General features: G+C 50.4%; 9 protein-coding genes. 6 read left to right on the top strand and 3 right to left on the bottom strand.

The window, feature by feature from the left end; genetic code table 11:
* Positions 1 to 84 precede the first annotated feature (84 nt).
* The 6 genes from CRO74_RS21785 (at position 85) to CRO74_RS21760 (ending at position 8021) form a co-directional block, all read left to right on the top strand.
* Positions 85 to 984 (top strand): ABC transporter ATP-binding protein, encoded by a 900-nt coding sequence (locus CRO74_RS21785; protein ID WP_097128911.1) that lies wholly within the window; start codon positions 85 to 87, stop codon positions 982 to 984.
* A 99-nt stretch (positions 985 to 1083) separates the two neighbouring features.
* Entirely contained in the window at positions 1084 to 1443 is a 360-nt protein-coding gene (locus tag CRO74_RS21780) for a four helix bundle protein (RefSeq protein WP_097128910.1), read from the top strand.
* A gap of 82 nt (positions 1444 to 1525) precedes the next feature.
* Positions 1526 to 5173: a M1 family aminopeptidase gene (locus CRO74_RS21775; protein WP_097128908.1), complete on the top strand. Its 3648-nt coding sequence runs from the start codon at positions 1526 to 1528 to the stop codon at positions 5171 to 5173.
* 137 nt (positions 5174 to 5310) lie between these two features.
* Positions 5311 to 6456 (top strand): AAA family ATPase, encoded by a 1146-nt coding sequence (locus CRO74_RS21770; protein ID WP_097128906.1) that lies wholly within the window; start codon positions 5311 to 5313, stop codon positions 6454 to 6456.
* Between the two features lie 3 nt (positions 6457 to 6459).
* On the top strand, positions 6460 to 7122 hold the full coding sequence (locus CRO74_RS21765) for a DUF3226 domain-containing protein (protein WP_097128904.1): 663 nt from the start codon (positions 6460 to 6462) through the stop codon (positions 7120 to 7122).
* A gap of 2 nt (positions 7123 to 7124) precedes the next feature.
* Entirely contained in the window at positions 7125 to 8021 is an 897-nt protein-coding gene (locus CRO74_RS21760; RefSeq protein ID WP_097128902.1) for a LysR family transcriptional regulator, read from the top strand.
* Between the two features lie 9 nt (positions 8022 to 8030).
* On the opposite strand, the gene CRO74_RS21755 is transcribed toward CRO74_RS21760, so the two are convergent.
* From CRO74_RS21755 to CRO74_RS21745, 3 genes are all read right to left on the bottom strand, one after another.
* Positions 8031 to 8963, bottom strand: coding sequence for a sugar phosphate isomerase/epimerase family protein (locus CRO74_RS21755; protein ID WP_097128901.1), 933 nt, complete (start codon positions 8961 to 8963; stop codon positions 8031 to 8033).
* Between the two features lie 114 nt (positions 8964 to 9077).
* The gene (locus CRO74_RS21750; RefSeq protein WP_097128899.1) at positions 9078 to 10361 is read right to left on the bottom strand and encodes a TraB/GumN family protein; all 1284 of its coding nucleotides are present in this window, start codon (positions 10359 to 10361) and stop codon (positions 9078 to 9080) included.
* A gap of 72 nt (positions 10362 to 10433) precedes the next feature.
* Positions 10434 to 12299, bottom strand: coding sequence for a DUF6044 family protein (locus CRO74_RS21745; RefSeq protein WP_245877942.1), 1866 nt, complete (start codon positions 12297 to 12299; stop codon positions 10434 to 10436).
* Between the last annotated feature and the right edge of the window lie 35 nt (positions 12300 to 12334).

Here is a 12334-nt window from a genome sequence, read left to right as displayed (position 1 = left end):
GCACAAGTTTGGTTTTGGCTTTCGATTGCTTTTAACTTATTTGTCCATTATTCCTTTATGCCAAACAGTTAGTCCATCTTCTATATGCAACTCGAAATTAAAGATCTTACCAAAACATATTCCAACGGGGTTCGGGCTTTGAAAGGCGTTAACCTGACTATCTCGCAAGGCATGTTCGGCTTGCTGGGCCCGAACGGTGCCGGTAAATCGAGTTTGATGCGTACCATCGCGACCTTACAGGAAGCCGACAGCGGGTCTGTCCGGCTAACGGGCCTGGCGGGTGAAGACCTGAATGTACTGACCCAAAAAGATGACGTGCGCCGGGTATTGGGCTATCTGCCGCAGGAGTTCGGCGTATATCCGCGCGTTACGGCCGAAACCATGCTCGACCATATTGCCACGCTGAAAGGGATTGCCAACGGCCGCGAACGTAAAGCTATTGTAGAAGGGCTGCTGCAAAAAGTGAACCTGTATCAGGTGCGCAAGAAGAATCTCGGCACGTTTTCGGGTGGTATGAAACAGCGTTTCGGTATTGCCCAGGCCCTGGTCGGTAATCCCCGGCTCATCATTGTCGATGAACCCACCGCCGGACTGGACCCCGCCGAGCGCAACCGCTTTCACAACCTGCTGTCGGAAATTGGTGAAAATACCATCGTAATCCTGTCGACGCACATCGTGGAAGATGTCACGAACCTGTGTTCCGATATGGCCATTATCTGCCTCGGCGAAGTGGTTGCCGCCGGGAATCCCAACGATCTGGTCCGTGACCTGAACGGCAAAATCTGGCAGACGTTCGTGGAGAAATCCGAGATCGAAACCTACCGCCAGAGCCACCGGGTCATCTCCACTCAGTTGAAAGGCGGCAAAACCCGGCTACATGCGTATAGTGATCTGCCGTTATCCGGCTTCGACCCCGTCACGCCCGATCTGGAAGATGTCTACTTCGCCAAGATTACCGAAAAGATGGAAGTGGTTACTGTTTAGGAGTTGGGAGTTAGGAGCGAGGAGGTAGGAGTGGAGTGATAGTCTTTCACTTTTATGTCAGGTAACTACGTATTAACCACCTTTAGAACTTGTAGGTAAATGGAAAAAACAAAGCATTTTAAAGAGCTGGTCGTTTGGCAAAAATCGCACCGATTTGTTCTGGATATATACAAGTTAACAAAGCAGTTTCCAAAAGAGGAACTGTTCGGATTGACTTCCCAGCTCAGGCGTAGTGCCGTATCAGTGCCTGGAAATATTGCTGAAGGCTACCGTAAACGCACCATTCCGGATAAGGCCAAATTTTTAAATACGGCGCAGGGATCGCTGGACGAGTCGCTCTATTATCTGATTCTGGCTGGTGACCTGGAGTACGCTGATACTAAGGCTCTTCAAACTGATCTGGAAGAAATAGCACGTATGCTAAACGCCTATTACACGACTATAAATAACCAGCGTTAGATGCCGAAGAGACAACCCCTCTCTTCTCACCGCCGGATGGCTCCTAACTTCTAACTCCTCGCTCCTAACTCCTTAAAAAGACATGTTCCCCGCAATCTTCAAATTCGAACTGGCTTACCGGCTCAAGCGGCCCGCTACGTACCTGTATGCCCTAATCCTGTTTCTGTTCACGTTTCTCTTCGTCATTTACGGCACCGGACCCGCGTCGGAGAAAACGAACATCAACTCACCCTACGCCATCAGCCAGTTTGTGGTCGTCATGACCATTATCGGAATGTTGGTGGCCTCCGCCGTAATGGGCGTGCCGGTCTACCGCGACATCGAGCACAACACGAAAAATTACTTCTTTACCTTTCCCATTACCGAAAAAGGCTACGTCCTGGGCCGTTACATGGGCTCCTTTGTAGTGCTGCTCGGCATTATGGCCGTCGGGATGCTGGGTATCGTGATCGGGTCGCTGCTCGGGCCGATCTTTAACCTGGCCGACAATACCGAACGCTTCGGCCCGATTCGTTTCCGCGATTATGCCTACCCATTCCTGCTGTTCGTCGTGCCGAACATGTTTCTGGTGGGTAGTATCTTTTTTGGTCTCGTAGCCTTCTCGCGGCAGGTATTTGCGACCTATGCGGGCAGTATTCTGCTCTTTATCGCCTATTTGCTGGGGTCAACACTGTCGCAGGATATAGAGAACAAACAACTGGTCAACCTCCTCGACCCCTTCGGGTCTTTTGCGTATGATGCCGCCACCAAATACTGGTCGCCGGTGGAGCAGAATGTGTTGCTGGCTCCGCTGGAAGGCGATTTGCTGACTAACCGGCTCATCTGGTTCGGCGTGGCGCTGCTCGTCTTTTTCGTGACCCTGTTCCGTTTCGACTTCTCCCGTTTTCTGGCCGTTAAACTGGGGAAAGCACAGAAAGACGATGTGGCGGGTAAAGGCGTTCCATCGCTGGCAAGTCTGCCCGTGACTACGCCTGTTTTCCAGACCAGCACCTATATCCGGCAGATGATCCGGCAGGCACGCATCGAGTTCGTGAACATCATCCGCGACCCGTATTTTATCGCTATCCTGCTCGGGGCCGTGCTATTCCTGTTTCTCGACGGCTGGTTTGGTATCGAAACCTATGGAACGCCCTCGCTGCCAACGACCTACGTCATGCTCGAAGCCCGCAACGGCACGTTCTTTTTCTTCGTGCTCATCGTGCTCATCTTCTACACGGGCGAAGTGGTTCACCGGGATAAGGTCGTTCACTACGATACCATTGCCGATGCACTGCCCGTACCCGACTGGATGAACTACGGAGCCAAACTGCTGTCGATGACCTACATCTGTTTGTTGCTTTGCGGACTCATTCTGCTGTCGGGTATACTGAACCAGACCGTAAAAGGGTACTTTAATTACGAGTTTTCGCTCTACTTCCGCGACCTGCTGGGTATTGCTTTTACGCAGTATTTTCAGCTGGTCATGCTATCGTTCTTCGTGCATACGATGGTCAATCAGAAGTTTGTGGGGCACATCGTGACGTTGGCGGTTTATATCGTTATCTGGGCGGTACCGCAGTTCGCCGATTTCAATTACAAGCTGGCGATTCCGTTTTCGGGTGGGGGCGTTCAGATTTCGGATATGAACGGATTTGGGCATTATCTGGCCAGTATCGCATCTTTCCGGTTGTACTGGTACGCGTTTGGGGGCATCTTGCTGGTGCTGGCCTTGTGGTTCTGGAACCGGGGAGCCGATACGAGTTTCAACGCCCGCTGGCAACTGGCCCGGCAGCGGATGGGGCGCGGCTCAATGGCGTTGTTTGCGGTGCTGCTGCTGGCATTTGTCAGCATGGGCGCCTGGATTTATACGAATGTCAGCGTGAAGAATCGCTACTATTCCATCGATGAACAACGCGAACTGCAGGCGTCATTCGAAAAAACGTACCGAAAATACGCCAACGTCCTGCAACCAAAAATCACCAGTGCCAAAGTGAACGTCGATATCTATCCGGATGAGTTTAAGGCCGTGGCCGTAGGTAAATTTATGATGGTCAACAAAGGTGATCGGCCTATCGACTCCCTGCACCTGACCATCCCGACGGATAACTTTCATCGGCAACTAACGAAACTGCTGGTGGATGGAAAAGCGCCGAATCGGATTCTGAACGACACCGAAAACGGGTATTATATCTATCGCTTACCGAAACGGCTGAACCCCGGCGATACCGCCCGGCTGGATATGGACATGCTGGGCCAGTACATCGGCTTTACCAACGGTGGCGACAGTCGGGATGTGGTAGCCAACGGTACGTTCTTCAACGTGGGCATATTTCCGGGCTTCGGCTACAATGAGAGTGGGGAGTTAAGCAGCGATAAATACCGGAAGAAATACGGCCTGCCCATAAAAGAATGGACCGCACCCGCGCAAACTGACCCGGCTGGCCTGCGCGATTTCCTGTTTACCGACGATGCCGACTGGGTTACCTTCGAAGGCACCATCTCGACCACGCCCGACCAAACGGCCATCATGCCCGGCGAACTGCTGAAAACCTGGACAAAGACGGATGCCGACGGAAAGCCCCGGAAATACTTCCAGTATAAACTTCCCAGTTTCTCCGACTTTTTCTTCAGCATGTGTTCGGCCAAATACGACGTGAAACGGGATAAATGGACCGGTGCCGATGGGCAAACCGTCGCGCTGGAAGTGTACCACCATCCCGGACACGACAAAAACATCGACCGGTTTATGGCCAGCATGAAGGCGTCGCTGACGTACTATGCCAAAAACTTTGCACCCTATCCTTACCCGGTGCTTCGGGTGCTGGAGTTTCCCCGCTATGCCTCTTTTGCGCAGTCGTTCCCCACCACGGTTCCGTACTCGGAGGAGTTTGGCTGGGTGGGCGACTTCCGCGATCCCAATAAAACCGACTACGCGTTTTACGTGACGGCGCACGAAGTGGCGCACCAGTGGTGGGGCCACCAGATCATGCCCAGCCGGACACGCGGAGCCAACCAGATTTCCGAAACTATGGCCGAATATTCAGCCCTGATGGTGCTGAAGCAGCGGTACGGGGCCGATGCCATGCCGAAGTTCCTGAAATATAGCTTGGACAGGTATCTGCGCGGGCGATCCAATGAAGATAAGTTCGAAGCCAACATGCTCGATAACGATACCCGTGCGTATGTCTGGTACCAGAAGGGGTCGATGCTGATGTACGCCTTGCAGGATTACATTGGCGAAGACCGGGTGAACAAGGCCATGAACGACTACATGAAAGCGGCCCGTTTCCGGCAGAAAGCGCCCTTTACAACCTCCCTCGAATGGTACAGTTTCCTGAAAGCCGCCACCCCCGATTCGCTCAAACCCTGGCTGACGGACAACTTCGAAAAACTCACGCTCTACGATAACCGCATTACCAAAGCCGAAGCTAAATCGATTGGTAAGGGGCTGTACCGCGTTACATTGCACGTTCGAACGGCTACGGAATACTACGACAAAGCGGGTAAAGAAATCAGCAAAGGAAAAGGCCCCGTTATTACTGATATTGCCGTGCTCACCGACGATGGCAAGAACAAGGATGGCCTGACCACCAAAGTGCCGCTCCTGCTTCAGAAACGCAGCCTAACCCCCGGCGAACATGTGATCGAGGTAACTGTAAAAGGCAAACCCGTCAAAGCCGGTATCGATCCGTACAACAAGTTGATCGACCGCGTCTCGGACGATAACCTGGTAAAAGTAGATATGCTGTAAGTCTCAATAGCCCGGTCGTCTGTAACGGGCTGGTGTTGTCATACTCAATTGCCCGTTATTGACCCTGTCAGTAACGGGCAATTTTGGTTAATGCCCGTATAAACGCGTATTTTGGCCTACGTTTAAAAAAAGCTGTCATGTTACGTTCGCTCGAAATCCAGAACTACCGCAACCTCCGCCACCTGACCATCGAAAAGCTAGGCCGGGTGAATCTGCTGGTCGGGAAAAACAATACGGGAAAGACGTCGGTGCTGGAAGCGGTGGCTATTTATGCTTCCTTATATAATGAAAGTATAACGATAAAATCTTTATTACAGCGTCGAGGTGAGTATTATACGAATAGGATACGAGAGGTATTAACGGGTGAGAAAGTAACGTCTGAAAATAATCTTGCATCGCTAAGTTCTTTATATACTGATTACATTCCGAAATATTTTTCGTCGAATAATCAAGGTTCAGATATTTATATAGGTGAACAACGTATTAAAGATCAGCACAATCCGAAGTCATTGGCTATAAGTTTTCGAAAGGCATACCAAACACTACGAAACGATGGCTCTGGAAGAGAAATCATTGAGTATGTCACAGCGGAGAAAGAGGAAGATATCGGGTCGCGAGAATTTAGGTATGAAATACATTTTTGGCGAAATTATTTAACCCAAAGTATCTATTCGCTTAATAGTGACCGTCTTTTCAACGAGCCAACAATTCAAATGCCTAATGGAGCACTTGATCAATTTCAGTATGTAGACTCAAAGAATCAAAGTCAAAACTCAGTGGAGGCATTATATAGTAAAATTGCCTTGTCAGATAAAGAAGACATAATTGTTAATGCTCTAAAAATTATTGAGCCCCAAACTGAACGGTTTAGTTTAATTGAGAATAGTAAAATTATTATAAAGCTTACCCATAGAGGAATCAGAAACCTCTCAAGTATGGGTGATGGAGTGAGCCGCGTATTTTCGATTATTCTCGCAATGGTCAATTGTGAAGGAGCTTACCTGCTCATCGACGAATTCGAAAATGGTCTGCATTATTCCGTTCAGGAAAAACTTTGGGAAATCATTTTCTACCTCGCTGAGCGGCTGAATATACAGGTGTTTGCTACAACGCATAGTAATGATACAATCAAGGCTTTTGGTGAGGTAGCTAAGGTAAAGCCAGAATATAATGACGCTCAACTTATTAAGCTTAGGAATGTAAAAGGCGAAATTTCGGCAGTGCTGTTCAGTACACAAGATGTTGAGATCGCTACCGAAACCGATTACCTTGACTTACGCTAATCCATGCCAGATAAATTACTGTTAGTTGAGGGTACTTTTGATAAATATTTTATCGAAGAGTTGCTCAGACAAACACCGAACAAAGTCGGTAAACTTACCATTGAGCCATTCAAAAAAAAGGACGAGGCTGGCTTGAAACCAGACGAGAAAGGTATTTATGCCTTGTTAAGAAGTTTGCCCGTTACTATAAGAGCAACTTCTCCTGACAACATTCTTGGCCTTATCGTTGATGCTGACATCAGCGCAGTTGGACGCTGGCAGCGTATTCGGCAGATCTTAACAGATGCTGGCTATGAAAACCTCCCCGATTTATTTCCTAACGGGCTTATTCTTTCGGGTAATGATATACTGCCCCGGTTTGGTCTTTGGATGATGCCCGATAATCAGGAACAGGGCATTATTGAAAACTTTATCCGTCAGTTAATTTACGAAGAAGACAAACTGCAACCCGAAGTGGATTTTGCTCTTGATTCTTTACAGAGAAAGAATTTGCAACTGTTTACGGATGTTCACCGGCCTAAAGCGTTCATTAGAACCTGGCTGGCCTGGCAGGAAAAACCCGAAATGTCATTTGGTGTTGCGGTCTCTAAACGAGTTTTGACGACAGATGCCGACCTCTGCCTTCGCTTCGTAAGCTGGCTTACTCTGTTATTCAACGCCCAATAGCCATGCTCGACTTTCGTCTCAACGTTTTCTACACCGTTGCCAAACGGCTTAGTTTTACTAAAGCGGCTGCGGAACTGTACGTGACGCAGCCCGCCGTAACCAAGCATATTCAGGAACTCGAACACCAGTTTGGTACCGCCCTCTTCGATAGGCGCGGGAATCAGATCAGCCTGACTGCTGCCGGTAATGTGCTGCTTCGTCATGCCGAAACCATTATGGCTACCTACCGCCAGCTTGAGTTCGACATGAACGCCCTCAAAGGTGAATCCGGCGGGACGTTGCGGGTGGGGGCCAGTACAACCGTGGCGCAGTACGTGATTCCACCAGTGCTGGCCCGCTTTCGGGAGCAGTCGGCCGATGTGGCGATCTCGCTGGTGTCGGGGAATACGGAACAGATCGAGCAGTTGCTGCTCAACAACAACATCGACCTGGGGCTGGTTGAAGGCCGGACGCACCACAGCGATATCCGCTACACCTCCTTTGTGAAAGACGAACTCGTGCTCATCTGCCGCGCCGATCACCCGCTGGCCGATCGGGATGAGATCACACTGGACGAACTCCGACAAATACCGATTGTGCTTCGCGAACGGGGCTCCGGTTCGCTGGAGGTCGTTGAACATGCGTTGCGGGGCGTGGGTCTGAAACTCACCGATCTGACCATCGACATGCACTTGGGCAATACCGAAAGTATCAAGTCTTACCTCGGCAGTTCGCGCTGCATGGCGTTTGTGTCTGTCTTTGCCGTGCAGCATGAACTCCAGGCAGGGAGCCTCAAAATTCTGGATGTGCAGAACCTCTCCATTCAGCGGGACTTGTATTCCATTCAGCTACAGGGCGTAAGTGAAGGTCTGGCCGACACCTTTATGCGGTTTGCCCGGCAGCACTACAAACGGCGATAAGGATACGCTCTAACCTGCTATGGTCGTCAGGGCTTTTTTTACTCTTTCATAGAATACCGGCACTTTCTGGCGCGGGTCGCCCTTGCCAAGCGTCTCGATGGGGAGATACCCCCGATAGCCGGAATCGTGTACGATACGCATGATTTTGCTGAGGTCGGTTTCGACTTCCTTTCCGTTGACAAACAGGTTTTCCTTAAGTTGCCAGGTGGCGGCATAGGGTGCCACACGTGCGATTTGGGCATAGGGGTCGCCAATTTTGAAGCTGCCAATGTCCAGGTTGACGGCCAGCCAGTCGGAGTTGACCCGGCGCACGATGTCCAGAACATGGTCGGCTGTTTCGATGAAATCGGCGTGATTCTGTAGTACGATCATGACGCCCTGCCTGGCCGCATAGTCCGTACATTCCCGAATGGCATCGACAACCCGCGTAGTGACTTCATCCCGATTATAGCCCGTTGGCAATTCTTTTCCCGTACCCGAAAAGATACGGATTACCGGCGCACCCAGGCGGGCGGCTACCTCTGTCCATTTTTTCACTAACTCGATTTCTGCTTTTCGGCGGCTGGTGTCGGGCAGGGTGAAGTCATTGCGTACGCCGGTGCCGCTGATGTCGAGACCCAGTCGGAAGGCTTTTCGCTTGATCTGATACACGTAATTGTCATCTGGCAACGCCGGGTAGTTAGGGAAATAGTACCCGGTTGGGTCGACGGCATCGAAACCAAGATCGGCGCAGAACGCCAGCACCTGTTCGAGGGTCATCTGCCCGCTCATCAGCGGCTCGTTGAACGAATACAGGTTACAGCTTAGCCGAATGGGATTCACCTTGCCTTTTTTCGGCCCCGCCGAATCCAATAGCGATGACGTTTCTGTAGAAGCAACAAACGGCAGGCTGGCCGCAGCGGTTTTGAGAAAGGTTCGGCGATCTTGCGGAATCGTAGACATGCTGGCAAAGGGTCAAATGCACCGGCTGGTTTACCGGCACTAAACCAAACTGGTTTTATGGAACAAGGCACCGGGGGCAACGTATCTACTTGTCGAAGGAGGGCCCGGTTAGGGTCATAAAGGCGCTGACCAGAGTTCGACGGCGGGCGAGTTCCTAATGACGAAAGCGTACTGAAAGAAATCGGTGGTTACGTTATGCTCTGGATCGTTTGGGGTGATTTTGCTACCGGTTATACCACTCATTTTTACCAGATGTACTTTTCTTAGATAGGGTGAATTTGGCCCGTTGAGCCGGATAAGCGTCGTTGTATTGGGCGCGCAAACCGGCTCCAGATCCGAAAATCCATCTATTTTGAAGACAGGGCCATCGGAATTAAGGTACTTCATATGCACGAATTCCTGCCCTTTTTTGCGGAACACAAAGGGGACGGCATCCCGATGAATTAGCGCTTCGCTGTCTTTATAAAATGTATTGATCGTAATGACCCGCCGACCGGTGCTTTTGAGTAAGCCGGAAAACGTCGGCTGGTTATTTACACCGGCCTGTAAAATATGCGTTGTTCCCCAAAGACCGTATAATTTTTCGTGCATGAGACCAAGTTCGTCAACTAGGAATTGGGTCATGTAAACCGCAATTTCATCGCGCGACATTTTCTTGTTAGCGCAGGAGAACGTCTGAAAAAACTGCCTGAACTCCAACAGGCGATTGCCAAAAACGGCCTTGTACTGCTCTTTGTGAGCCAGGTAGTCGGCATTGATTCGGTTGGCAAATGGGAAGAGTTTATTCAGACTTAAAAGGCTATCCTGAACAACCAGCAGGCGCAGACTATCGAGAAGCATGTGGGGTGTTGTTGGGCGATGGGCAACGATCTGTTTCAGCATTGGAATGGCGAGTTGTCCATTACTCTGAAACCAGTTGACACCCAGAAATTGAATACGGGCGTTTGTTGGTAACGTTTGGTTATAGGCTCGAATAGAGACCAGTTTATCGTAAAACTGCTGATTCCCCCATTGCGACGAGCCCGCCCGTGTTTGCTTGAGGAAACACTGAAAAAGTGAATCCAGCAAAATCCGGTTGCCTGTGTCAAGATACGTATTCAACAAAGCCGCCTGACCACAATCCATTTCGGCCAGATAATAGCGCAGTCCTACCCGTTTGTTCAGGTGTTTGAGCAAGGCTAAGTCGATGCCCTGAGTAGCTGCGAATCCGTGAATTTCGCCGAGTAAGAAAACATCATTCTGGTAAAAGGCCGAGTCGAAAAGCCGGAAGGAGCTGGCTTGGGCCGTATCGAAAGACAGGCTGTTCCGACGTAGGTAGGTCGTCAGGTCCTGGGCGCTGACCGGTTTAAAAACAAGCAGTAAAAGGGTGATAATGAAATAGTGAGCGGTGGTTTTCATAAAAGTGTGTTGGCGTTACATTCGACAGGGGCAAATGTAGGACGCTTGTAAACACCCGGCTCGTAAATGGGGCTATTGGCAGTCCGATGGGGAGTTTGGTAACAGATTGGGATAATCGAACGGGCTCAGGGACAAATGGGAAGGGCCAAGGGGTAACGTCAGCGTGTATTTCCGTTGCTCCGCTCCATTCGTAACTTTATACAACCACACCTTCCAGTAACTCTCTGTATTCGTAAAAATGCTTTCCAGATGAAGCCGGTTTTCGGCCGCATTGTCGATCGGTACTGCCGAAATTACGTACTCACCACCCAACGCCATCAGGGCGTTCGTGTCGATCTGTAAATGCTTCAGATGCGGTTGCTGCGTTTTGCCGAACAGGTAATTCAGGCCCAGCTCTGCCGTGTAGAGGTAAGCCCGGCAGGCATAGGCGTCGTAATAAGCGCGCATTTTGGGGGTGCCTTTGGCCAGTTCCGCAGCAATGATTTTTCGGAAAGCGTGCTTGTAGGGAAGGGGGTAATTGTTCTGATAACTGTCCAGCGTATAGAATCCATTGAACTGCGCCACCGACGGGTGCATACCGAGACAAATTACCCGGTAATCGGATTGTGGCTTAGCGATGTATGTGCGAAGTTGTGCGAACTGCTTTTCGGCGAAGAAAGCCCGGAAGGAGGGATGTTCGGCTTCGGTAACGTAGCCCGTCATTTTACCCACGTTAATTTTCCACTCTGTGTTGGCCACGATCATGGTTATGAACTGGGCCGCCAGGAAGAACTTCACCCATCGCCCATTGGCCTCGAACTGGCGCAACGCCATAGCCAGTAGAATAAACCAGAGTGTTGGTAGCAGAAAATAAAACCGGTCGAACTGAAACACCCGAAACCTCATGCCCAGCGGACTATCGCCCAGCCAGATGACCAGGTAATGGTAAAACGCATGAATCAGGCAGATGAGCAGTGCCAGAAGCGGTAAGCCAAGCAACCACTTTGCCGACCGGAACTCCCGTTTCCGTAACGCCTGATAGGCCCCCGCTAGCGCTACCGCAAAAATACCCCGTGTTAAAAAAGCACCCGTGTTGAACATCGGCCACAGGAATAAATTCTTGGCTCGGTGCCAGCTGTTATTAAGCCGTATGGACCGCAGTTGACCATAGTTGAACTCAACCCGATGGGATATATACGTCTCATTGACGAAGCCGTAGATCAACTCCCATTCGCTGGCTAAATACAGAAGTGAAAGCAGAAATAATCCACTAAAGTAATCCCAGTTTATCTGCTTATCCCGAAACATGACCAGCATACCCAGAAGGCCCAGTGCCACGCAGATGAACAGACCCGCCCAAACGAAAAAAGAATAAAAGGGAAACAGGACGATAATGAGCCAGTTGCTCCAGTGCCCCTGCCGGTTCAACAGATTCAGAAACGCAAACAACAACAACGGCTGTCCCGTTACCGAGGCTCCATGAACGATGTAACAGGGCACCAGCGCAAATAGAAAAGCAACCCCTACCCGAGCCAGTGCCCAGTGGGCTTCGGGCAATACGTACTTTCTGAGCAATAGGTACATGCCCAGGAAACCAATGCCGTGAACCGCAACAAAATTGATGACGTGCGCGGTGTAAGGTGCTGCCAGATAAAATGAGAGGACTTCAAAATTCAGCCCCGTTCGGAAGGCCGACCGGGGAATGCCACTAAAGGAGGTAGCAGCATGGGGGCCGCTGCTCATCATCGTTGGAATGACCGTGCTGAGGTCGAAGTCGAAAGCCGTATTCGTAATTTTTAGCAGGTACAGATAGAGAAAATCGCTGTCCAGGTTATCGTGAACGGTTAAATGGGCACCTTCGCCGAGCCATACATACGGCAAAACGTACAGCAAAAGCAACCCAGCAGCAATGAGCAGATACGTTTTTTCAGGATTTGTCGTAGCGAAGCGAGGTGGCATAAAGGGCTAAAATGAACCGCGAAACTACTGAAATT

Source organism: Spirosoma fluviale, from assembly GCF_900230225.1.
GTDB classification, from domain to species: domain Bacteria; phylum Bacteroidota; class Bacteroidia; order Cytophagales; family Spirosomataceae; genus Spirosoma; species Spirosoma fluviale.
The sequence above is the reverse complement of the archived record's forward strand: the minus strand, read 5'-3'. Positions and strand labels throughout refer to the sequence as shown.

Bases quoted from the DNA above. Each gene is read 5' to 3' on its own strand.
- CRO74_RS21755 (WP_097128901.1), bottom strand. From the start codon at position 8,963: ATGTCTACGATTCCGCAAGATCGCCGAACCTTTCTCAAAACCGCTGCG.
- CRO74_RS21770 (WP_097128906.1), top strand. From the start codon at position 5,311: ATGTTACGTTCGCTCGAAATCCAGAACTACCGCAACCTCCGCCACCTG.
- CRO74_RS21785 (WP_097128911.1), top strand. From the start codon at position 85: ATGCAACTCGAAATTAAAGATCTTACCAAAACATATTCCAACGGGGTT.
- CRO74_RS21780 (WP_097128910.1), top strand. From the start codon at position 1,084: ATGGAAAAAACAAAGCATTTTAAAGAGCTGGTCGTTTGGCAAAAATCG.
- CRO74_RS21775 (WP_097128908.1), top strand. From the start codon at position 1,526: ATGTTCCCCGCAATCTTCAAATTCGAACTGGCTTACCGGCTCAAGCGG.
- CRO74_RS21745 (WP_245877942.1), bottom strand. From the start codon at position 12,299: ATGCCACCTCGCTTCGCTACGACAAATCCTGAAAAAACGTATCTGCTC.
- CRO74_RS21765 (WP_097128904.1), top strand. From the start codon at position 6,460: ATGCCAGATAAATTACTGTTAGTTGAGGGTACTTTTGATAAATATTTT.
- CRO74_RS21760 (WP_097128902.1), top strand. From the start codon at position 7,125: ATGCTCGACTTTCGTCTCAACGTTTTCTACACCGTTGCCAAACGGCTT.
- CRO74_RS21750 (WP_097128899.1), bottom strand. From the start codon at position 10,361: ATGAAAACCACCGCTCACTATTTCATTATCACCCTTTTACTGCTTGTT.